The sequence below is a fragment of the Ruegeria sp. CH5 genome, from assembly GCF_056537025.1.
In genome coordinates this window covers 1,245,986-1,268,438 of sequence record NZ_JBQFQT010000001.1, presented here as the reverse complement: position 1 = coordinate 1,268,438, position 22,453 = coordinate 1,245,986, and the positions used below count along the sequence as shown (strand labels likewise).

18 protein-coding genes are annotated in these 22,453 nt (G+C 64.8%); 11 read left to right on the top strand and 7 right to left on the bottom strand.

Annotated elements, in window-relative coordinates; translation table 11 throughout:
- Window positions 1-29: 29 nt before the first annotated feature.
- Genes zwf through ACR0JC_RS06300 form a run of 4 tightly spaced genes read left to right on the top strand, consistent with a single transcriptional unit; the run spans window position 30 to window position 5,165 of the window.
- Window positions 30-1,475 (top strand): glucose-6-phosphate dehydrogenase, encoded by a 1,446-nt coding sequence (zwf, locus tag ACR0JC_RS06315; RefSeq protein WP_170337966.1) that lies wholly within the window; start codon window positions 30-32, stop codon window positions 1,473-1,475.
- A 1-nt stretch (window position 1,476) separates the two neighbouring features.
- Window positions 1,477-3,282, top strand: coding sequence for a phosphogluconate dehydratase (edd, locus tag ACR0JC_RS06310; RefSeq protein WP_170337968.1), 1,806 nt, complete (start codon window positions 1,477-1,479; stop codon window positions 3,280-3,282).
- Window positions 3,283-3,286: 4 nt separating this feature from the next.
- Window positions 3,287-3,922: a bifunctional 4-hydroxy-2-oxoglutarate aldolase/2-dehydro-3-deoxy-phosphogluconate aldolase gene (locus tag ACR0JC_RS06305; RefSeq protein WP_170337970.1), complete on the top strand. Its 636-nt coding sequence runs from the start codon at window positions 3,287-3,289 to the stop codon at window positions 3,920-3,922.
- A 52-nt stretch (window positions 3,923-3,974) separates the two neighbouring features.
- Entirely contained in the window at window positions 3,975-5,165 is a 1,191-nt protein-coding gene (locus ACR0JC_RS06300; RefSeq protein WP_170337972.1) for a pyridoxal-phosphate-dependent aminotransferase family protein, read from the top strand.
- On the opposite strand, the gene ACR0JC_RS06295 is transcribed toward ACR0JC_RS06300, so the two are convergent.
- Window positions 5,162-6,271, bottom strand: a complete 1,110-nt coding sequence (locus ACR0JC_RS06295) for a pyridoxal phosphate-dependent aminotransferase (protein ID WP_170337975.1) — start codon at window positions 6,269-6,271, stop codon at window positions 5,162-5,164. The genes ACR0JC_RS06300 and ACR0JC_RS06295 overlap by 4 nt on opposite strands.
- A gap of 144 nt (window positions 6,272-6,415) precedes the next feature.
- Here ACR0JC_RS06295 and ACR0JC_RS06290 point away from each other — a divergent pair, with 144 nt between their 5' ends.
- Complete coding sequence (locus ACR0JC_RS06290) at window positions 6,416-7,198, top strand: crotonase/enoyl-CoA hydratase family protein (RefSeq protein ID WP_170337977.1); 783 nt, start codon at window positions 6,416-6,418, stop codon at window positions 7,196-7,198.
- Between the two features lie 26 nt (window positions 7,199-7,224).
- On the opposite strand, the gene ACR0JC_RS06285 is transcribed toward ACR0JC_RS06290, so the two are convergent.
- On the bottom strand, window positions 7,225-8,391 hold the full coding sequence (locus ACR0JC_RS06285) for a benzoate/H(+) symporter BenE family transporter (RefSeq protein WP_254438855.1): 1,167 nt from the start codon (window positions 8,389-8,391) through the stop codon (window positions 7,225-7,227).
- 125 nt (window positions 8,392-8,516) lie between these two features.
- Window positions 8,517-11,678 (bottom strand): valine--tRNA ligase, encoded by a 3,162-nt coding sequence (locus ACR0JC_RS06280; RefSeq protein ID WP_170337979.1) that lies wholly within the window; start codon window positions 11,676-11,678, stop codon window positions 8,517-8,519.
- A 145-nt stretch (window positions 11,679-11,823) separates the two neighbouring features.
- Between ACR0JC_RS06280 and ACR0JC_RS06275 the strand changes: the two genes are divergently transcribed.
- Window positions 11,824-14,115, top strand: coding sequence for a xanthine dehydrogenase family protein molybdopterin-binding subunit (locus tag ACR0JC_RS06275; RefSeq protein WP_170337981.1), 2,292 nt, complete (start codon window positions 11,824-11,826; stop codon window positions 14,113-14,115).
- A complete protein-coding gene (locus ACR0JC_RS06270) occupies window positions 14,093-15,172 on the top strand; it encodes a DUF2235 domain-containing protein (RefSeq protein WP_170337983.1) in 1,080 nt (359 codons plus the stop codon). Before ACR0JC_RS06275 ends, ACR0JC_RS06270 begins: the two co-directional genes overlap by 23 nt.
- Window positions 15,173-15,175: 3 nt before the next feature.
- On the opposite strand, the gene ACR0JC_RS06265 is transcribed toward ACR0JC_RS06270, so the two are convergent.
- Both ACR0JC_RS06265 and ACR0JC_RS06260 read right to left on the bottom strand, forming a co-directional pair.
- Window positions 15,176-15,799 carry an NUDIX hydrolase gene (locus ACR0JC_RS06265; RefSeq protein ID WP_170337985.1) on the bottom strand — a complete coding sequence of 208 codons (624 nt, stop codon included), beginning with the start codon at window positions 15,797-15,799 and terminating at the stop codon, window positions 15,176-15,178.
- A gap of 26 nt (window positions 15,800-15,825) precedes the next feature.
- The gene (locus ACR0JC_RS06260) at window positions 15,826-16,404 is read right to left on the bottom strand and encodes a GcrA family cell cycle regulator (RefSeq protein ID WP_093962717.1); all 579 of its coding nucleotides are present in this window, start codon (window positions 16,402-16,404) and stop codon (window positions 15,826-15,828) included.
- Window positions 16,405-16,530: 126 nt separating this feature from the next.
- Between ACR0JC_RS06260 and ACR0JC_RS06255 the strand changes: the two genes are divergently transcribed.
- Window positions 16,531-17,334 (top strand): ABC transporter permease, encoded by an 804-nt coding sequence (locus tag ACR0JC_RS06255; RefSeq protein WP_093962716.1) that lies wholly within the window; start codon window positions 16,531-16,533, stop codon window positions 17,332-17,334.
- Here ACR0JC_RS06255 and ACR0JC_RS06250 read toward each other — a convergent pair.
- Together ACR0JC_RS06250 and ACR0JC_RS06245 are read right to left on the bottom strand one after the other, a co-directional pair.
- The gene (locus ACR0JC_RS06250; protein ID WP_170337987.1) at window positions 17,331-18,566 is read right to left on the bottom strand and encodes an MFS transporter; all 1,236 of its coding nucleotides are present in this window, start codon (window positions 18,564-18,566) and stop codon (window positions 17,331-17,333) included. The two genes, ACR0JC_RS06255 and ACR0JC_RS06250, sit on opposite strands and share 4 nt — an antisense overlap.
- Window positions 18,567-18,673: 107 nt before the next feature.
- Complete coding sequence (locus ACR0JC_RS06245) at window positions 18,674-19,558, bottom strand: DMT family transporter (RefSeq protein ID WP_170337989.1); 885 nt, start codon at window positions 19,556-19,558, stop codon at window positions 18,674-18,676.
- Between the two features lie 306 nt (window positions 19,559-19,864).
- Here ACR0JC_RS06245 and ACR0JC_RS06240 point away from each other — a divergent pair, with 306 nt between their 5' ends.
- The 3 genes from ACR0JC_RS06240 to ACR0JC_RS06230 all read left to right on the top strand — a co-directional run bounded on the left by ACR0JC_RS06240 (window position 19,865) and on the right by ACR0JC_RS06230 (window position 22,448).
- On the top strand, window positions 19,865-21,052 hold the full coding sequence (locus ACR0JC_RS06240; RefSeq protein ID WP_170337991.1) for an aspartate aminotransferase family protein: 1,188 nt from the start codon (window positions 19,865-19,867) through the stop codon (window positions 21,050-21,052).
- 67 nt (window positions 21,053-21,119) lie between these two features.
- Window positions 21,120-22,046 carry an ornithine carbamoyltransferase gene (argF, locus tag ACR0JC_RS06235; RefSeq protein ID WP_170337993.1) on the top strand — a complete coding sequence of 309 codons (927 nt, stop codon included), beginning with the start codon at window positions 21,120-21,122 and terminating at the stop codon, window positions 22,044-22,046.
- A 57-nt stretch (window positions 22,047-22,103) separates the two neighbouring features.
- Window positions 22,104-22,448 carry a 5-carboxymethyl-2-hydroxymuconate Delta-isomerase gene (locus tag ACR0JC_RS06230; RefSeq protein ID WP_170337995.1) on the top strand — a complete coding sequence of 115 codons (345 nt, stop codon included), beginning with the start codon at window positions 22,104-22,106 and terminating at the stop codon, window positions 22,446-22,448.
- Window positions 22,449-22,453 lie beyond the last annotated feature (5 nt).

Genomic DNA, 22,453 nt, shown 5'->3' with positions numbered 1-22,453 from the left:
GCCGGATTGTCCGAAGAAGGGAGCCAGCCATGGTTTCACGCGTAATCCCGGTAGATCCGTTCGACCTGGTCCTGTTCGGCGCGACCGGAGATCTGGCCCAGCGCAAGATCCTGCCGGGCCTCTACCATCGCTTCGAAGTGGGGCAGATGCCCGAAGATGCGCGCATCATCGGGACCGCGCGATCGGATATGGACGATGACGGGTTCCGCGCGCAGGTGCGCAAGTCGATGAAGGAATTCGCTCCGTCCTTCAAAAAGGACGTGCTGGACCGGTTTCTGGCCCGGGTCGAATACGTGCCCGTGGATGCGCTGGGCGAAAACGGCTGGGACAAGCTGGCCAAATCGCTGCGCCCCGACGTGGTGCGCGCCTTTTATCTGTCGGTCGGTCCGAAACTGTTTCCCGGCATCGCACAGCGCCTGCATGATCACGGGCTTGCCACGCCCGACAGCCGCATCGTGGTCGAGAAACCCTTTGGCCATGATCTGGCCTCGGCCAAGGCGCTGAACGAAGGTCTGCGCGCCTGTTTCGAAGAGCATCAGATCTATCGGATCGACCATTACCTGGGTAAGGAAACGGTGCAGAACCTGATGGCGCTGCGCTTTGCCAACTCGCTGTTCGAACCGCTGTGGAACGCGACCCATGTTGATCATGTCCAGATCACCGTGGCCGAAACCGTCGGGGTCGAAGGGCGTGGTGCCTATTACGACCAGTCCGGCGCGATGCGGGACATGGTGCAGAACCACCTGGTGCAACTTTTGTGCCTGACTGCGATGGAGCCGCCCTCGACCTTCTCGCCCAACGCGGTGCGCAGTGAAAAGGTCAAGGTGATCGAGGCACTGGAACCTGTCGCCCCGACCGACATCGCCCGCGGCCAGTACCGGGCGGACAAGGGCGGCGACGGCTATGTCGATCATGTGGGCAACCCCGACAGCCTGACCGAAAGCTACATCGCGCTGAAGGTGCGTGTGGGCAACTGGCGCTGGTCGGGGGTTCCGTTCTATCTGCGCACGGGCAAGCGTCTGCGCGCGCGGGAATCCGAAATCGCGGTGTTTTTCCGCGACCCGCCGCACACGATCTTTCCCAATGTCGGCCCGCTGCACGGCAACGTTCTGGTGATCCGCCTGCAGCCTGACGAGGGCATCACCCTGCGCACCACGATCAAGGATCCCGGCCCGGGCGGCTTCCGCCTGACGGACGTGGCGCTGGACATGAGCTTTGCCGAGGCGCTGGGTGCCGATGTGCGCGCGCAGGACGCCTATGAGCGGCTGGTGATGGACGTGATCCGCGGCGACCAGACCCTGTTCATGCGCGGCGACGAGGTCGAGGCCGCCTGGGCCTGGGTCGATCCCATCATCAAGGGCTGGGAAGAGCGCGGCGACCGTCCCTCGCGCTATGATCAGGGCAGTTCCGGCCCGGAAGACGCATTGATGCTGATGCATCGCGACGGGCGCCGCTGGCGCCAGATCGGAGGTTGAGATGGTTCACAACGTCATCATCGACGTCACCCAAAGAATAATCGAGCGCAGCGCCGATCCCCGCCGTACCTATCTGCAGCGGATGGAGCAGGCCCGGTCCGAAGGGCCGGCGCGCGCGCACTTGTCGTGCAGCGGACAGGCCCATGCCTATGCCGGGGCAGGGGCCGATCAGCAGACGATGGCCACGACCAGCGTGGGCAATCTCGGCATCGTCACCGCCTATAACGACATGCTGTCGGCGCATCAGCCGTTCGAGCGCTATCCCGAACTGATCCGCCGCGCGGCCCGTGCCGCGGGCGGCACCGCGCAGGTCGCGGGCGGGGTTCCGGCCATGTGCGACGGGGTCACGCAAGGCGAGGCCGGGATGGAGCTGTCGCTGTTCTCGCGCGACGTGATCGCGCTGGCGGCGGCGGTGGCGCTCAGCCACAATACCTTTGACGCGGCGGTGTTTCTGGGGGTCTGCGACAAGATCGTGCCGGGGCTGGTGATCGCGGCGCAGAGCTTTGGCCACCTGCCGGCGGTGTTCCTGCCCGCCGGCCCGATGACCAGCGGCCTGCCCAACGACGAAAAGGCCAAGGTGCGCCAGAAATTCGCCGCCGGCGAAGCCACGCGCGAAGAGCTGATGGCCGCCGAGATGGCCGCCTATCATGGGCCGGGCACCTGCACATTCTACGGCACCGCCAACACCAACCAGATGTTGATGGAGTTCATGGGCCTGCACCTGCCGGGCTCCAGCTTCGTCAACCCCAACACGCCGCTGCGCGATGCGTTGACCGAGGAAGGCGCCCGCCGCGCCCTGTCGCTCAGTGCGTTGGGCAACAATTACGCGCCGGTGTGCCAGATCCTCGACGAACGGGCTTTCGTGAACGGTATCGTGGGGCTGATGGCCACGGGCGGGTCGACCAACCTGCTGATCCACCTGATCGCCATGGCCCGTGCCGGGGGCATCGTGCTGGACTGGCAGGATTTCTCGGACATCTCGGGCGTCGTGCCCCTGGTCGCGCGGGTCTACCCCAACGGTTTGGCCGACGTGAACCATTTCCACGCTGCAGGAGGACTGGGGTATACCATCGGCACGCTGCTGGATGAAGGCCTGCTGCATCCCGACACGCTGACCGTGGCGGGGCAGGGGCTGCATCATTACACCCAGGAACCTAAGCTGATCGATGGCGCGCTGGTCTGGGAGGACGGCGCAGGCCACAGCCTGAACGAAAAGATTCTGCGACCGGCCAATGACCCGTTCCAGCCCACCGGCGGCCTGTCGCGCCTGAGCGGAAATCTTGGTACCGGCGTGATGAAGGTCTCGGCCGTGGCGCCCGAACACCAGGTGGTCGAGGCCCCGGTTCGCGTCTTCCACGACCAGGACGAGGTCAAGGCCGCGTTCAAGGCGGGCGAGTTCACCGATGATGTCATCGTCGTGGTCCGCTTTCAGGGGCCCAAGGCCAACGGTATGCCCGAACTGCACTCGCTGACCCCGATCCTGTCGATCCTGCAGGGGCGCGGCCAAAAGGTGGCGCTGGTGACCGATGGCCGCATGTCGGGGGCCTCGGGCAAAGTGCCCGCGGCGATCCATGTCTGCCCCGAGGCGCTGGATGGTGGCCCGATCGCCAAGCTGCGCGATGGCGACCTGCTGCGGGTCGATGCGGTGCGGGGCCAGCTTGAAATTCTGACCCCCGGCGTGCTGGAGCGCCCCGTCGCCACCGCCGATCTTTCGGCGCATCAATACGGGGTCGGCCGCGACCTGTTCACCACGTTCCGCAACGCCGTCGGCTCGGCCGATGCCGGTGCCAGCATTTTCGGAGCCTGAACCAATGTCCGCAAAAACCCAACGCACCCGCGAAATCTGCGCATTGGCGCCCATCGTCCCGGTTCTGGTCGTCGATGACGCCACCCATGCCCGCCCGCTGGCCGAGGCACTGGTGGCCGGTGGCCTGCCCGCGCTCGAAGTGACCTTGCGCACGCCCGCGGCGCTGGACGCGATCCGCGCCATGGCGCAGGTGCCCGGCGGGGTCGTGGGGGCCGGCACGCTGGTCACGCCCGACGATGTCCGCGCCGCAAGAGAGGCGGGCGCGCAGTTCGGCGTATCGCCCGGGGCCACCGATGCCCTGATCGCCGCCTGCGAGGCCGAGGGCCTGCCGCTGCTGCCCGGCGCGGCCACCGCGACCGAGGCGATGCGCTTGCTCGAGCAGGGCTATGACATGCTGAAATTCTTCCCGGCCGAAGCCTCGGGCGGGGCGCCTGCGCTCAAGGCGATCGGCGCGCCGTTGCCGCAGATCACCTTCTGCCCGACGGGCGGCGTGTCGCCCGCCAACGCCCACGATTACCTGTCCCTGCCCAACGTGATCTGCGCGGGCGGCAGCTGGGTTGCGCCGAAACAGATGGTGGCGCAGGGCGACTGGGCGGGGATCGAAGCCTTCGCGCGTGAGGCCGCCGCGCTGATGGATTGACCTTGCCGGGCCGGGCGCTAGGGTGGGCGCCATTACAGGCAGGTTGATCCACATGACAGACAAAGTTTCCTTCGCCCAAGGGCGAAATTATCTGGCCATTCCGGGCCCTTCCGTGATTCCGGACGCGGTGCTGCAGGCGATGCACCGCCCGTCGCCCAATATCTATGCCGGTGAACTGGTCGAGATGATGCCCGACCTGACGGCCGACCTGCGCCGCGTGGCCCGTACCCGGCACGAGGTGGCGATCTACATCGCCAACGGCCACGGCGCGTGGGAGGCGGCGCTGTCCAACGTTCTGGCGCCGGGGGAAACCGTGCTGGCTCCGGCTTCGGGGCGGTTCACCCATGGCTGGGCGGAAATGGCCGAGCGTCTGGGCGTCAAGGTCGAGTTGATCGATTTCGGTCCGTCCGACCCGTGGTACATGGACCGGATTGCACAGACCCTGCGGGCTGATGCCGACCACCGGATCAAGGCGGTTCTTGCGGTGCATGTGGACACGTCAAGCTCGATCCGCAACGACATTCCGGCGCTGCGGGCGCTGTTGGACGATCTGAACCACCCGGCATTGCTGATGGCGGACTGCATCGCCTCGCTGGGCTGCGACCGGTTCGAGATGGATGACTGGGGCGTCGATGTCATGGTCACCGCCTGCCAGAAGGGGCTGATGACCCCGGCGGGCATGTCCTTCGTGTTCTTCAACGACCGGGCCAAGGCCAAACGGGCCGCGATGCCGCGGGTTTCGGGCTATTGGGACTGGCAGCCGCGATCAGAGCCCGACTGGTTCTATCAGTATTTCGGCGGCACCGCGCCGACGCACCACCTGTATGGTCTGCGCGCCGCCCTGGATCTGATCCATGCCGAGGGGCTTGAGCATGTCTGGGCCCGCCATGCGCGGCTGGCACAAGCCGTCTGGGCTGCCTGCGAGGTCTGGGCCGAAGGCGGGGCGCTGCACCTGAACGTCTGCGATCGTGCGCATCGCAGCCATGCCGTCACCGCCTTGCGCTTGACCGAGGGTCGCGGCACGCCCCTGCGCAGCTATACCGAGCGGCATCTGGGCCTTACCCTTGGCATAGGGCTGGGCATGGCGGACGAGGACTCGTGTTTCCGGCTGGGCCACATGGGCCATCTGAACGGGCACATGGTCATGGGCCTGCTGGGCGGCATCGAAACCGCCATGGCCGCGTTGGAGATCCCGCGCGGGTCCGGCGCGCTCGAGGCTGCGGCGGCGGTTCTGGCGGGCTAGGCGTTGCGCGCTGCCGCCAGCGCCTGCGGCAGGGCGGCGGCAAAGGCGTTCAGCTCGGCTTCGGTGCCGCAACTGACGCGGATGCAGCGGTTCTGCGGGGCTGCAAATGGCATCCGCACGAAGATCCCTTGCGCCACCAGCACCTCCAGCACCGCCTTGGCAAATGCTCCGTCGCGCCCACAGTCGATCGCCACGAAATTGGTGGCCGAGGGCAGCGGGGTCAACCCGTTGTCACGCGCAATCGCACCGATCCGGTCGCGGGCCGAGGCGATCCGTGCCTGTACCTGCGCCAGCCAGTCCTGATCGTGCAGGGCGGCCAGCGCACCGGCCTGCGCCATGCGGTTCATGCCGAAATGGTTGCGCACCTTGTTGAAGGCCGAGATCAACTCGGGCGCTCCGATCGCATAGCCGACCCGCGCGCCGGCCATGCCGTAGACCTTGGAAAAGGTGCGCATCCGGATCACGCGCGGATCATCCGCCGTGACCGGCGCGGCGGTGCCATCGGGCGCGCATTCCACGTAAGCCTCGTCCAAAACCAGCAGACAGCCGTCCGGCAGGGCGTCCATCGCCGCGACGATGTCAGCGCCGCGATGCCAGCTGCCCATCGGGTTGTCAGGATTGGCCAGATAGACCAGCTTGGCCTCGACCTCGGCCGCCTTGGCGAACAGGGCGGCCAGGTCTTCGTGATCATTGGCATAAGGCACCTTGTGGATCGCCCCGCCATAGCCCGCGACGTGGTAGTTGAAGGTGGGATAGGCCCCGTCCGAGGTCACGACCGCATCGCCCGGACCGACCATCAGACGCACCAAATAGCCCAAAAGCCCGTCGATGCCTTCTCCGACCACGATGTTGTCGGGGCTGATCCCGTGATGATCGGCCAGTGCATGGCGCAGATCGTGGTTCTCGGGGTCGCCATACATCCAGATGCCGTCAGCGGCCTGCCGCATCGCCTCGATCGCGCGGGGCGAGGGGCCGAATACGTTCTCGTTCGCGCCCAGCCGGGCCACGAAGGGGGTGCTGCGCTGGCGCTCCTGCGTCTCGGGGCCGACGAAGGGCACGGTTGCGGGCAGGGATTGGGCAAGCGGGGTGTATCTGGGTCCGGTCATGGGCGCAGATAATCCCAAGGGCATGGCCGGGGCAAGCCTTGCATGGGGCCGGGGCGTCCGCACCGATCTGCCCTCACGTCGGGCTGGCGTCGGCTGCGGGTTTCGGGGCATTGTTTGCCCGGAACATCAAACCCGGAGGCCCAGATGGCGCGCGTATCACTCGAATACAGGAACCAAATCGCCCATGTCACCCTGACCCGCGGCGACAAGATGAACGCGCTGGATGATGCGATGATCAAGGCAATCTTGGCAGCGGGGCAAGAGGTCGCCGCCTCGGACGCCCGTGCCGTGGTTCTGTCGGGCGAGGGCAAAAGCTTCTGCGCGGGGCTCGACATGGCCAGTTTTGCGGCCATGGCGCACAAGGACCCGACCGAGTGGCTGATGACCCGCGGCCATGACGACGCCAACGAGATGCAGGAACTGGCGCTGATCTGGCGCCGCGTGCCGGTGCCGGTGATCTGCGCCATTCAGGGCGTGGCCTATGGCGGTGGACTGCAGATCGCGCTGGGTGCCGATATCCGCATTGCCCATCCCGATGCCAAGCTGGCCGTGATGGAGATGAAATGGGGCATCATCCCCGACATGGGCGGCATGGTCCTGTTGCCGAAACTGGTACGGTCCGACGTGCTGCGCATGCTGACCTATACCGCGCGGCCCATCGGTGCCGCTCAGGCCGCCGATTGGGGGCTGGTCACCAGCCTGTCGGATGATCCGCTGACCGAAGCCATCGCGCTGGCCGAGGATATCGCGGGCAAGAGCCCCTCGGCCATCCGCGCCGCGAAACGCCTGATCGAGGTGGCCGAAACCAAGTCGCGCGCCGAGGTTCTGCTGGCCGAATCTGCCGAACAGGTCGAGCTGATCGGCAAACCCGACCAGATGGAAGTGGTGATGGCCCAGATGCAGGGCCGCAAGCCCGAGTTCAAGTAAACTCGCGGGCCGCGGCCAGGTGGGTCTCAGCCCCGCAGGCGCGTCGTCACCCCATAGGCGACGCCGCCTGCCAGCAGACCCCAGACCGCCGCGCCCAGGCCAAACACGGTGATGCCCGAGGCGGTGATGGCAAAGGTCAGGATCGCGGCTTCGCGCTCGGCCGGAACCTCGAGCGCGGCGAAGGTGGCATTGGCCATGACCCCGATCAGTGCGACGCCGGTCAACGTGCCCATCAGCATCGGATCGGCATGGGCGGCAAATCCGGTGATGGCCACGGCGAATACCCCGAACAGGCAATAGAACACTCCGGCCATGACTGCGGACCAATAGCGCTGATCCCGGTCGGGGTGGCTGTCCTCGTTCGAGCACATGGCGGCGGTGATGGCCGCAAGGCAGGTCGCCGGCGCGCCGAAGGGGGCCGACAGGATGCTGGCCCCGCCCACGGCCGAGAAAAGCCGCCCTGCGACCGGGGCATAGCCAAAGCTGCGCATCACCGCGATGCCGGGTATGTTCTGCGTGGCCATCGTGACCACGAACAGCGGCACCCCGATGCCGATCATCGACGCCACCGAGAATGTGGGCGTGGTCCAGACCGGCGCGGCCAGCAGCTGGTCGGGGCGCACAGACGGTCCGTCAGAGAACAGAACGACGACCAGCGCGGCGGCCAGCACGGCGGCGGGGACCGCCAGCAGTCTGTGCACACGTCCGGCGATGAACCAGGTCAGGATCACCGGCAGCGCCTGCCAGGGGATCTCGACCGCGGCCTGAAACGGGACGATGCACAGCGGCAGCAGCACCCCGCCCAGCATCGCCTGCGCCAAGGAGGTGGGAATCGCCGCCGCCAACCGTCCCAGCGGGCGCCACATTCCGGCCAGAACGGTCAGCGCACCCGCAAACAGGAACGCGCCGATGGCACCCGAGAAACCCGCAGCCGGCGCGGCCGAAACCGCCAATAGCGCCGCACCGGGCGTGGACCAGGCCACGCTGATCGGTTGGCGGTACCACAGGCTGAGCACGATCGCAGCCAGCCCCATGGCAAGGGCGGCCATCATCAGCCCCGATGCCGCCTGCGGCCCCGAAGCGCCCATGGCGTCCAGCCCCTGCAGGACAATCGGAAAGGAACTGAAAAAGCCGACTACGGCCACGACCAGCCCGGTTGAAACGGTCTGCATCGGCGGAAAGGGTCTGGACATGGGGGCCTCGGTGGATTGGTCCCGAGATTGCTAGCAACCGTTTGGCCCGGTGAACAGGGCCGGGTGGAAAAAACCCCGCCGGGCGTGCGCGGCGGGGTTTCGTCAAGCTGCGGAGGGCTGACGGATCAGGCGATCTCGGCCAGTCGGGCTAGCGCCTCGTTGATGCGGGCCTCTTCCTCTTCGCGGGCGGCCAGGTTGGCCTTGGCCTCTTCCACCACCTCTTCCGGGGCCGAGGCCACGAATTTGGGGTTGTTGAGACGCCCGCGCAGACCGCCCAGTTCCTTGGCCAGTTTGCCCTTGGCTTTTTCCAGCCGTTCCTTTTCGGCGCCGATGTCGATGATGTCGGCCAGCGGCAGGCCGAAGGACGCGCCGGGCGCGGCGATCGAGATCGTGCCCTTGGGCAGCGTCTCGGCTTTGGTCAGGCTGTCGATCCGGGCCAGCCGCTTGATCAGCGCCTCGTTTCGGTCCCAGGCGGCCTGGCCGTGGGCGTCGATCTCGGTCACCAGCATCGGCACGTACAGGCCCGCCGGAACGCGCATCTGGGCGCGGGCCGAGCGGGTGTTCTCGATCACCGAGATCACCCAGTTCATCTCGCGATCCGCGTCGGAATCGACCAGATCGGCGGCAGCATAGGTTGGCCAGTCGGCATGCACCAGCATCTTGGGTCGCGCGCCGGTCAGGCCCCACAGCTCTTCGGTGATGAAGGGCATGATCGGGTGCAGCAGGACCAGGCACTGATCCAGAACCCAGCGCATGGTGGCGCGGGTCTCGGCCTGGGCCTCGGCATCGTCGCCCTGCAGCAGCGGTTTGGACAGTTCCACGTACCAGTCACAGACCTTGCCCCAGACAAAGGCATAAAGCGCATTGGCCGCGTCATTGAAGCGATAGCTCTCCAGCGCCGAGTCGACCTCTTCGCGCACGCGGGCGGTTTCGCCGATGATCCAGCGGTTTACGGCGGCCTTGGGCTGCAACTCGGCCACGTCCAGTTGCGGGACGGCGTCGGTAAAGACCTCGTTCATCTCGGCAAAGCGGACGGCGTTCCACAGCTTGGTGCCAAAGTTGCGATAGCCGGTGATGCGCTCGCGCGACAGTTTCAGCACGCCGCCGATGGCCGCCATCGACGCGTTGGTAAAGCGCAGCGCGTCGGCGCCGAACTCGTCCACGATTTCCAGCGGGTCGATGACGTTGCCGGTGGTCTTGGACATCTTCTTGCCCTTCTCGTCGCGGACGAGCTGGTGCAGATAGACGGTGTGGAACGGAATTTCGTTCACCACGGCCAGCTGCATCATCATCATCCGGGCGACCCAGAAGAACAGGATGTCGAACCCGGTGATCAGGACATCGGTGGGGAAGTAGCGCTGCAACTCCTCGGTCTGTTCGGGCCAGCCCAGCGTGCCGATGGGCCACAGGCCGGACGAGAACCAGGTGTCCAGCACATCCGGGTCACGCCAGACCGGATAGACCAGCTTGGTCGGGTCGCGGTCGATCGCGTATTGCGCCAGGCTTTCGGCGAACCGGTGGATCGCCTCGTGCTTGTCGGCTACCTCGATCACCGTGGCGTGGCTGAGCGGGCTGGGAATGTCGGCATTGTCATCCAGGAATTTTCCGGTGACGTCTTCGAAGCTGGCGGCGCACTCCATGACCGCGCCCCGGTGCAGCATGCCGCCTTCGTTCAGCAGCCGGCCCAGTTCGACCAGGTCCAACTCGCCGTCGTTTTCATCATCCTTGAAATCCTCGGCCGACAGGTCCAGCCCGTACCAGACCGGAATCTGATGCCCCCACCACAACTGGCGGCTGATGCACCAGGGTTCGATGTTTTCCAGCCAGTGGTAATAGGTCTTTTCGCCCGATTCCGGGATGATCTTGACCCGGCCGTCGCGCACCGCGTCCAGCGCGGGGCCCACGATCTTTGACGTCTCAACGAACCACTGATCGGTCAGCATCGGCTCGATCACCACCTTCGAGCGGTCGCCGAAGGGCTGCATGATCGGTTTGCTCTCGACCAGCGGCACCAGCGCGTCTTTACCCTCGGCATCGGGTTTCAGCGCGCTCGATCCCAGGCGCGGATCGTCCGCGCGGGTCATCACGGCCAGGCCTTCGGCGGTGATTTCTTCGACCACCTTGGCGCGCGCCTCGAACCGGTCCAGGCCGCGCAGATGGTCGGGCACCAGGTTGATCGCGTCGATCTCGTTCTCAGTGAATTCGCGCCCGCGGGCATATTCCTGGGCCTTGGCGGCTTCGTCCGCATAGGGCGCGCCGTCGGCCCGCATGTGGCCGCGCGTGTCCATCAGGCGGTACATCGGGATCTTGCCGCGCTTGGCCACCTGATAGTCGTTGAAGTCATGCGCGCCGGTGATCTTCACCGCGCCCGAGCCGAAATTCGGGTCGGGGTATTCGTCGGTGATGATCGGGATCTGGCGGCGGTGCTCTTTCGGGCCCACCGGGATTTCGCACAGCTTGCCGACGATGGGCGCATAGCGTTCGTCCGACGGGTGCACCGCAACCGCGCCGTCGCCCAGCATGGTCTCGGGGCGGGTCGTGGCGATCGAGATATAGTCGCGCTCTTCCTCGAGGATGACGTTTCCGTCCTCGTCCCTTTCGACGTAGGTATAGGTCTCGCCCCCGGCCAGCGGGTACTTGAAGTGCCACATATGGCCGGCGACCTCGATATTCTCGACCTCGAGGTCCGAGATCGCGGTCTCGAAATGCGGGTCCCAGTTGACCAGCCGCTTGCCGCGGTAGATCAGGCCCTTGTCGTACATGTCGACAAAGACCTTGATGACCGCGTCATGGAAGTTGGGGCTGTTTTCGTGGCCCGTGCGCGGGTCGCCGGCCGCACCGGCCATGGTGAAGGCGTTGCGCGACCAGTCGCACGAAGAGCCGAGGCGTTTCAGCTGCTCGATGATGGTGCCGCCGTATTCGCCCTTCCACTCCCAAACTTTCTCAAGGAACTTCTCACGGCCCAGTTCGTTCCGGCTGGGTTGTTGCGTGGCGGCGAGCATCTTCTCGACCTGCATCTGCGTGGCGATGCCGGCATGGTCCTGCCCGGGCTGCCACAACGTGTCGAACCCGCGCATCCGGTGCCAGCGGGTCAGAATGTCCTGCAGGGTGTTGTTGAACGCATGGCCCACATGCAGCGCGCCGGTCACGTTCGGCGGCGGGATCATGATGCAAAAGCTTTCGTCGCGCGACTTGTTCGCGCCTGCCTTGAAGGCTCCGGCCTCTTCCCAGGCCTTGTAGATCCGGGCCTCGGCCTCGGCCGCGTTGAATGTCTTGTCCATCGCCATCGGGTGCGTCCTGCGTCATCGATCTTGGGTCAGCGCCTGCAATAGCGAATGGCGGCGGGAAGGGAAAGGGCCAAGCACCTCGCGCACTGGACATCCGCCGCATCAAGGCTAGGGTCGCGGTCTGAGGCAGCGAAAGGGGCGCGTCATGGAAAAGTTCGGCAAGAGCCAACCGGTCACCCGGACCGAGGATCAGCGGTTCCTGACCGGTCAGGGGCGCTACATGGACGATACGGTGCCGCCCGGTGCGCTGTACGCGGTGTTCTTTCGCAGCCCGGTGGCGCATGGCGACATCACCGCGCTGGACCTCGACGCCGCCCGCGCCGCGCCCGGTGTGCGGCTGGTGCTGACCATCGATGACCTGATCGCCGCCGGAATCGACCCGGTGCTGAGCGCCACGATCCTTGTCAACCGCGACGGCAGCCGCGCCGCCAGTCCCCCGCGCCACATGCTGGCCCGCGACCGGGTGCGCTTCGTCGGCGAGCCGGTGGCGATGGTCGTGGCTGATACGCCCGCACAGGCCCGCGACGCCGCCGAGCTGATCTGGATGGATACCGCCGACCGCCCCGCCAAGCTGGACCTTGCGCCGGGCGGTGAGCCGCTGCACCCCGAGGCCCCCGACAACCGCGCCTTTGACTGGGCGGTGGGCGACGAGGCCGCGACCCAGGCCGCCTTTGACGCCGCCGCCCATGTCGTGTCGCTGCAGGTGGCCGACAACCGGGTGATCGTGAACTCGATCGAGCCGCGCGGCTGCAATGCGGTCTGGTCCGACGGGCGGCTGCATTTCAGCTATGGCGGGCAGGGTGTCTGGGGGATGAAGGCGCAGCTGGCCGACAAGCTGCGGCTGGACCCTCAGGCGGTCCATGTCACCACGCCAGACGTCGGCGGCGGGTTCGGCATGAAGGCGATGCCGTATCCCGAGTATTTCTCGGTCGCGGTGGCGGCGATGCAACTGGGCCAGCCCGTGCACTGGATGTCGGACCGGACCGAGGCGATGTTGTCCGACCACCACGGGCGCGACCTGACCTCGCTGGCCGAGCTGGCCTTTGACGAGGATCTTCGCATCACCGCCTACCGGGTCCACAGCCGCTGCAACCTGGGCGCCTACAACAGCCATTTCGGTCAGGCGATCCAGACCAACCTGTTCAAATGCGTGCTGCCCGGCGTCTATGACGTGCAGAAAACCTATCTGCGGGTCGAGGGGTTTTATACCAACACCACTCAGGTCGATGCCTATCGCGGTGCCGGCCGACCCGAGGCGATCTATGTGCTGGAACGCGCGATGGACCGCGCCGCGCGGGAACTGGGCGTCGACCCGTGGGAACTGCGCCGCCGTAACTTCATCCGGCCCGAGGCTTTTCCCTATGTCTCGGCCACCGGTGAAACCTATGATGTGGGCGATTTCGGATTGGTTCTGTCCCGCGCCGCCGAACAGACCGCCGGTTTCGCCGCGCGCAAGGCCGCCGACGCCGAACGTGGTCTGATCCGGGGGCAGGGGCTTTGTTACTATATCGAAAGCATTCTGGGTGACCCTTCCGAAGGCGCAAAAGTCGAATTTTGTCAGGACGGAACAGTGAACCTTTATGTCGGGACGCAATCGAACGGGCAGGGCCATGAGACGGTCTATGCCCAGTTCCTGTCGGATCAGACCGGGATTCCGGCCGACCGGATCCGGGTCGTGCAAGGTGACAGCGACCGCATGGCGCAGGGCGGCGGCACCGGCGGGTCGCGCTCGGTCACGGTGCAAAGCGCGGCGACGCTGGTCACGATTGACCAGATGATCGCCGCATTCACGCCCTATCTGGCGGATAAAATGGGGGTCGAGGAAAGTGATGTGACCTTCGACCATGAAACCTTTCGCGCGCCGGGGTCGAACCTGACGCCGACGCTGATCGAAGCGGCCGAAATGGCCCGCGCGGATGGCCGCACCGACCTGCTGCAGCACGAGGCCCGCACGCGGCTCGAGGCGCGCAGCTATCCTAACGGCGCCCATGTTGCCGAGATCGTGATCGACCCGGAAACCGGCACGACGACGGTCGACCGCTATACGGTCGTCGATGATTTCGGCAATCTCATCAACCCCATGCTGGCCGAAGGGCAGGTGCATGGCGGGGTGGCCCAGGGCATCGGTCAGGCGCTGCGCGAGCACGTGGTGCATGATGGTGAGGGGCAGTTGCTCACGGCAACGTTCATGGATTACGCCTTGCCGCGCGCCGCTGACATACCCATGATTAGGTTTACCTCGGCGCCGGTTCCGTCGACCGCCAACCCCATGGGAATGAAAGGATGCGGCGAGGCAGGCACCGTTGGCGCATTGGCCGCGGTTGCAAATGCGGTGCAGGATGCGCTCTGGGATCATGGGGTGCGGCAGGCGGACATGCCGTTCACTCCGGTCAAGGTTTGGGAATTGTTGTCGAATGGTACTGTCGCGGTTCGGTAAGAAGATACTTGGATGGCTCGGCCGCCCCCTGCGGTCCGAGCATTCCGCCGAAACGCGCCACCGCGAACCCATCAGTCATGTCATCATCCTGGACGGAACGATGTCGACCTTGGAGCCCGGGTTCGAGACCCATGCCGGCCAGACCTTTCGGCTGTGCTGTGAAATGGGCAATCAGGTCTCGGTCTTCTATGAAGCGGGCGTGCAATGGGAGAGCTGGAAGTCCACGCTGGACGTGATGATGGGGCGGGGGATCAATCGCCAGATCCGCAGGGCCTACGGCTATCTTGCCTCGCGGTACAAGCCCGGCGATCGGATCTACTTCATCGGCTATTCCCGCGGCGCCTATGGTGTGCGCAGCCTTGCCGGCGTCATCGATATGATCGGGCTGCTGCAGGCCGAGCATGCGACCGAGCGCAACATCAAGCAGGCCTACCGGCATTATGAGTGCAACCCGGGCGGGCAGGCCGCGCAGGACTTTCGCCGGAATTTCTGCCACGACGGCGTCGAAATTGAGATGATCGGCGTCTGGGACACGGTCAAGGCATTGGGACTGCGTCTGCCGCTGCTGTGGCGCATGGCCGAAGAGCGGCATTCATTTCACAATCACCACCTCGGGCCGTCCACCCGGCACGGGTATCATGCGCTGGCGCTGGATGAAACGCGAGAGGTCTTCACGCCGGTCCTTTGGTCGACCGCACCGGATTTCCGCGGCCATTGCGAACAGGTCTGGTTCCGCGGCACGCATGGTGACGTCGGGGGGCAACTCAGCGGGTTCGAGCCCGCGCGACCGCTGGCCAACATTTCGCTGGTGTGGATGCTCGACAAGGCCGAGTTGCATGGTCTGCCGCTGCCAGAAGATTGGCGCACCCGCTTTCCCACCGATCCGCATGCACCGTCGGTCGGGACGTGGCGGGGGTGGGGCAAGATCTTCCTGCTGCGCAAGCATCGCACCGTAGGTCAGGACCCGTCCGAACGCCTGCATGTCTCGGTTTCGCCCGACGAACTGCCCAAATGGGTGCACCTGCCGGCAGGGCCACATTCGCACCCGGCGCAGTAGCGGTCAGTCAAACATCGCCGGGCTGGGTGACTTGCCGTTCGCTTGAAACGCATCGTGGATGTCTTTTTCCAGATTGCGTGTCAGGGACAGGTCCGGCAACGCATCCGGGGCGAAGAACGCCGCTTCGCTGGTTTCGGGGCCCGGGGTCGGGGTGGCGGCATCCAAAGGGCTGCATAGGAAGAACAGTTTGTAGAAGTCCCGTGGATCTGCCGGGTGGGGATGCCGTGCCTTGTGGCGTACGGCATAGAGTGTCTGCGCCGCGACACGCAGACCGGCTTCCTCCAAGACTTCGCGTTCGATGTTCTCCGATGGAGAGCTGCCGATATCGGCAAAACCGCCAGGCATCGCCCACAACCCGTCTCTGCGTTCCCGTACCAGCAGGATACCGCCGTTGCGAATTACGGCGGCGCGGATGTCGATGCTCGGTGTTGCGTATCCGCCCGAGTGGGCAGGCATCGCCATTTCGATCTTTGACAAAGGCACCCGACCCAGGTCGGCCAGCATCGCGCGGGCCATTCCGGCGATTTCGTCATAACGTTCGCGGTCGAACGGATCGGCGGTGAAATGCTGGCCGGTTTCGGCCAGCGCCAAAAGCCGTTTGGCCCGGGCCAGCCAGGTATCCTCCATCGCTGTCGGATCCTGGCGCACGGGCCTCAGCGACGCCGGTCGCGGCGCGAGCTCATGGGTTGGAAGGCGACGCCCACATGCGCCTCACAATAGGGTTTGCCCGGCTCGGCCGGCAGACCGCAAAACCAGAAATCATCCGTGGCCGGATCGCCCACGGGCCATTTGCAGGTCTTTTCGGTCAGTTCCATCAGGGTCAGCTTCTTGGCCTTCTTCTCGACCTCGTTGACCTTGGCCAGTGCCTCGGGGCTGATTTCATTGGCCGAAGGCTGCGGCGGCAGCGGCTGGCCGGCCGGAATGATCTGGCGGCGCGGCGGCGTGGCCGGCTTTGCCTCGGCGGCCGGCGCGGCTGCTGCAGGGCGGGCCGGTTCGGTCTTGGGGGCGGGTTTGGGCTTGGCCTCGGCCTTGGGTGCGGGGGCCGGTTTTTCCTTGGGCTCGGCCTTGGCCGGTGCGGCGCCGGTGGTCCGGTTCGACAGGCCCAGGCGATGGACCTTGCCGATCACCGCGTTGCGGGTGACCCCGCCCAGTTCCTTGGCGATCTGGCTGGCCGACTGGCCTTCGCCCCACATTTTCTTGAGCAGTTCAACGCGCTCGTCTGTCCAGGACATGGGTAGCCTTTCAAAAGCGGGAAAGCGGCCTCGGTCACGGGCCGCCTTCGGAATTCGTCTCAGCGCCCTATTCTAATCACTGCGGGCCGAGTTACAAGCGGTCATCGAATCAGATTGGGGGCAGGAATGCAGAATCTCGCGGATCAGGACATGCGCCGTTTCGGAGCGGTCAACTGGATGGGGTTGTGGACACTGGCCCAGCGCGAAACCCTGCGCTTCCTGGCGGTCTGGACGCAGACCCTGCTGGCGCCTCTGGTCACAGCGGGGCTGTTCCTGCTGATCTTCAACATTGCCGTCGGCCCGGGGCGGCCGGATGTCATGGGCGTGCCCTTCCTGACATTCCTGGCGCCCGGGATCATGATGATGACGGTGATTCAGAACGCCTTTGCCAACACTTCGTCCTCGATGGTGATCTCGAAAGTGCAGGGCAACATCGTCGATACCCTGATGCCGCCGCTGTCCCCGCTCGAGATATTGCTGGGCTATCTGGCGGGCGGCATCGCACGGGGTGTGCTGATCGCGTTGATGCTGGCCGCTGCGCTGGCGCTTGGCTTGGGGTTGATGCCGCAGCATCCCGCGCTGGCCTTGGTTTTCGTCATTCTTGGGGGTGCGTTCATGGGCGCGCTGGGCCTGCTGGCAGGGGTTTTCGCCAACAAGTTCGATCAGATGGCCGCCATTACCAACTTCATCGTCACCCCTTTGGCGTTTCTGTCCGGCACCTTCTACTCGGTCGACGCGTTGCCGCCGTTGCTGAACAGGATCAGCCACGTGAACCCCGTTTTCTACCTGATCGACGGATTGCGATACGGCATGATCGGCGTGTCGGACAGCAACCCGATGTTGGGGATGGCCGTCTGTTTGCTGTCCACCCTGCTGATCTGCGCCGTCATCTGGCAAATGCTGCGGACCGGTTACCGTTTGAAGGCCTAGGCAGCTTCGGACAACGAACCGGGCTGTAGAGGCACGCGTGGGCGTCCCAGCCGCGGATGCAGTCGCGCGGCCACGGACCAGGCGCCCAGCAGTGCAAACCCACCTGCTGCAAAAACACCAGCCACCGGTGTCGCCAGCAACACCAAGGCGGCAACGCCCGGTGTCAGAATTCCCGAAACGTCGCGATAGCTGGAATAGATTGCGGACATCTCTGTCCGCTCGGACGGCTTCACCGCCATCAGGAATGGCAGACCGGCACAAATGTCCAGCACGATCAACCAGATTGACCCCATGACGAGTGCGACGACCGATGCCACCGGCCAGCCCGAGAGAAATGCAGCCAACAGAAAACATGTGGCGCAGGCGGCAAAGCCCGTTCGTACGGCGCTGCGCAGAGACCGGTTCTGGACCCAGCGCAGAATCAGGGGGGCAGCAAACAGCATGGCGTTCGTGGCTGACAAAAGCGTGCCGCCCAATTGCTCACCCAACCCGTTTTCGATGGCGAAAATCGGAAGGTAGACCACATAGATCCACCAGCCACAGGACCGGACCATGGCAAACAGATACCCGGCCACCAACCGTGGTTGGGCAAAGAACCGAGGCAGAAATGACAGCGGATTTTTCGTTGCCCTCCTGGCCTTGGTAATCAGTTTGCCGTTGCCCAAACGCATGGCCCAGAACATGATCAGCATCCCGGTGGCGGCGGCCGCGCTGATGACGAAAGGGGCCGGCGCCCATAATTCCATCAACATCACGCCTGCCATCGGCCCCGCTGTCCAACCCAGCGCGCTGTAGAACATCCGGCTTGTTTCGCAGCGGCCGAGCTCGATCTTGCTGATGTAGTCCAAAACGTAGGCGTTGAAGCAGATAAAGGTCACCACCGCGGCCACGGTGTTCAGCGCAAGCGCCCCGATCACGGCCTCGGGGCTACCCTCGATGGCCAGCAGAGCGCCGGTGATGAACATAACGCAGCCGGCTGTGTAGGCCCATCGCCGTGGGACATAGCGGATCAGGAACGGCACCATCAGTCCGGCCAATAGCGAAACGAGGCCGACCAGAAAGTAAACGAGCGAGACGGACCCGGCGTCGCCCATGGCCCGGAACATCACCAAGGGGAATACGGAAATCAGGATGCCGCGAACCACGGCCTCGAACCCGGCAAGTATGCCGAACTTGCGAACGGAGGGCGCGGGCGCATGACGGACCCATTCCGGGATTCGGCGTTCGTGCATCGGGCAATCTCTCTAACCAACCGCATTCAGGGTGCGTCATGCGGTGTCGGTTTCATGAGAGTTTGCGACATCGGGGTCGCCTGCGGACAAGGCCGTAGAAAAAAATCCTAGCGGCGTCTGGCTCGGGCCTCGCGCCAGACAAGGATCAGCGCTCCGGTCAGAATGACCCCTGAGCCCAGCAAACTGACCCAATCCGGAACGACCCGGAACACCGCAAAGTCATAAAGCGCGGCGAATATCAGCGTTGCATAGCTGATCGGCGCTACGAACGAGGCATCTGCCCGGGCCATTCCATTGACGAAGCAGGCCTGCGCGCAAGCCATCAGAAAACCAATGCCGGCCAAAGCCGCCCACTGAGCGGGCGATGGTGGCTGCCAGACGGTTGCGACCGCGATGCTGGCAATCGTCAAGCCCATGGCATTGTTGATGAGCAGGATCTGGATGGGGCTCTCGCGGCCAGACAGCTTTTTGATGAAGATCAGTTCCATCCCGATCACTGCCGCCGCCGCCAAGGCCAGCAGAGCCGCGGGTTGAAAGCTGTCGGGGGTCGGGCGCAGCAGGATGATGGCCCCCGTCAAAGCCACCGCCGCCGCCAACCAGCGCCAAGGCCCCACGGTCTCTTTCAGCAGAGGAATGGCCAGAACCATCGCGAAAACAGGGTTCAGAAACGATATCGCCGTGGCATCGGCTATGGGGATATAGGCGACCGACGCGAACATCAGAGTAATGCCAGTCCACCCGAAGCTGGTGCGTCCGACATGCAGGCCCCAGTGGGGACGCCGTAGTTGGGGACGCAGAACGCCAACCGCTGCCACGATGACCACAAATGCGAACAGGAACCGGCCATGGCTGATCTGCATCGGGTGCAGGGGCGGGCCCAGTGTCTCGGTGCCCAGAGCTTTGGCCAGCAATGTCGTGCCCGCGATGAAAGCGCTGGCGCAGAAGATAAGTACGGCTGCCAGGGCAGGGTTGTGGGCTTGTGGTGAGAACATGGGCCATCGGTGCGCCAGCGTAAGAGAAATGACAAGCCCGAATTGCAAGGCGCCCGACCCGCGCCTGCAAAAAATCCATGGGCGGATACATTTTGCCTTTCCACACTGGGTTGGCCCCGCTATACGGGCACCCATGATCAAACTCGCGCATATCCTGCCGCTCCGACGCCGACGCATCACCGCGTAACCGGCCCGTTTGATCCTGCGCGCGCGACCCAAATCCGCGCATCTCTCACCAAATCTGTTGACGAACCCGGTCTCAGTGTTTCAGTCACTGGGTTCAAGTTTTCCAAAAAGGATGATCCGATGATCCCGTCCGTTCTGCCGACCTACAATCGTGCTCCGCTGACCTTCGTTAAGGGCGAAGGCGCCTGGCTGACCGAGGCGGACGGCCGACGTTTCCTTGATCTAGGCGCGGGGATTGCGGTGAATGCGCTGGGCCATGCCCACCCGGCACTGGTAGGGGCCTTGACTGAACAGGCGCACGCGCTGTGGCACGTGTCGAACCTGTACCATATTCCGCAGCAGCAGGCGCTGGCCGACAAGCTGGTGGATCTGACCTTTGCCGACACGGTGTTCTTCACTAATTCGGGCACCGAGTCCTGCGAATTGGCGGTCAAGATGGCCCGCAAATACTTCTACGATCAGGGGCAACCCGAGCGGGTGGAGATCATCACGTTTGATGGGTCTTTCCATGGGCGTTCTTCAGCGGGCATCGCCGCTGCCGGGTCCGAGAAAATGACCAAGGGGTTCGGCCCGCTGCTGCCGGGGTTCGTGCATGTCGCCTTCGGCGATCTGGACGGTGTGACCAACGCGATCAGCGACAAGACCGCCGCGATCATGATCGAGCCGATCCAGGGCGAGGGCGGCATCCGCCCCGTCCCCGATGTCGAGCTCAAGGCCCTGCGCCAGATCTGCGACGACAACGGCTTGCTGCTGATCCTCGACGAGGTGCAGTGCGGCGTCGGCCGGACCGGGAAACTCTTTGCCCATGAATGGGCGGGCATCACGCCCGACATCATGATGGCGGCCAAGGGTATCGGTGGCGGCTTCCCGTTAGGTGCGGTGCTGGCTACCGAAGCGGCCGCCAGCGGCATGACCGCGGGCACCCATGGGTCGACCTATGGCGGCAACCCGCTGGGCTGCGCGGTGGGCTGCGCGGTTCTGGACCACGTGGCAACCCCGGCCTTCCTGGACGGCGTCAACCGCAAGGCGGGGCTGCTGCGCCAAAAGCTCGAGGGTCTTGTCGCCGATCACCCCGACGTGTTCGAAGAGGTCCGCGGATCCGGCCTGATGCTGGGCCTGAAATGCAAGGCGTCCAACGCCGATGTTGTCGCGGCCGGTTATGAAAACGAAGTCATCACCGTGCCCGCAGCCGACAACGTGATCCGCCTGCTGCCGCCGCTGACCCTGACCGAGGATGACATTGCCCAGGCCCAGATCCGCCTCGAGAAAACCGCCCGGCAGGTCCAGGGCCAACTCGCCTCGGCCTGACGCCCCCTATTCCCGAATGCGCCGGGGGCGGTGCCCCCGGCAACCGACAGTAAAAAAGCGAACCGACATGAACCATTTCCTTGATATCCACAAAACCGACGCCGCCGCGCTGCGGTCGATGATCGATCAGGCCGGCGCGATGAAGCAGGCCCGGTTGGGCCGCCCTAAGGCCGCACCCGACGATGAACAGCCGCTGGCCGGCCGCATGGTCGCGCTGATCTTCGAAAAACCATCAACCCGGACCCGCGTTTCGTTCGATGTAGGCGTGCGCCAGATGGGCGGTCAGACCATGGTGCTGTCGGGCAAGGACATGCAGCTGGGCCATGGCGAGACCATCGCCGACACCGCCCGCGTGCTGTCGCGCTATGTCGACATGATCATGATCCGCACCTTTGACGAAACCATCCTGACCGAGATGGCCGAATACTCGGACGTGCCGGTGATCAACGGCCTGACCGACCGCACCCATCCCTGCCAGATCATGGCCGACGTGCTGACCTATGAAGAACACCGCGGCCCCATCGACGGGAAAAAGGTGGTCTGGACGGGTGACGGCAACAATGTCTGCGCCTCGTTCCTGCACGCGGCGGGCCAGTTCGGCTTTGACCTGACCTTCACCGGCCCCGCCCAGTTCGATCCCGAGGAAGAGTTCATGGGTTTCGCCCGCCAGAAGGGCTCGAAGATCGTGGTCGAACGCGACCCGTACAAGGCCGTCGATGGCGCTGATCTGGTTGTGGCCGACACCTGGGTTTCGATGCACGATTCCCAATCCGCGAAGGAACGCCGGCACAACCTGCTGCGGCCCTATCAGGTCAACGCGGAGCTCATGTCCCATGCCAAACCCGACGCCCTGTTCATGCACTGCCTGCCCGCCCACCGCGAGGAGGAAGCGACCTCCGAGGTGATGGATGGGCCGAACTCGGTGATCTTTGACGAGGCCGAAAACCGCCTGCATGCGCAGAAGGCGGTAATGCGCTGGTGTTTGGGGGTCTGAAGCCCCCTCAGACATTCAATGGGAGCCACTGGTTCTCTTTCGTTCTTGGAGGCTCCCATGCCGCACGTCGTCTTGGAATTTTCAGCCGGACTTGAGCAATCGCATGATTTTCAAGCCATATGCGAAGAACTCTATAGGGTCCTCGCCGCGCATGAGGAGTTTGACGCACCAACGCTCAAAATCCGCGCGATGCCGATCCCATATTCCTTCATCGGGACCGAGCCGCAGACCTTCATCCATGCCTCTCTGTTGCTGATGCAGGGACGGGATGAACGGACGCGAGCCGAGCTGAACGCGATCATTCTGGATGTTCTGGCCGCCGCGGCGCCGAAGGTCGGCAACATTACCGTACGGGATGTAGAGATGAACCGCGCCACCTATGCCAAGCGCCTGGCGACCTGACGTGC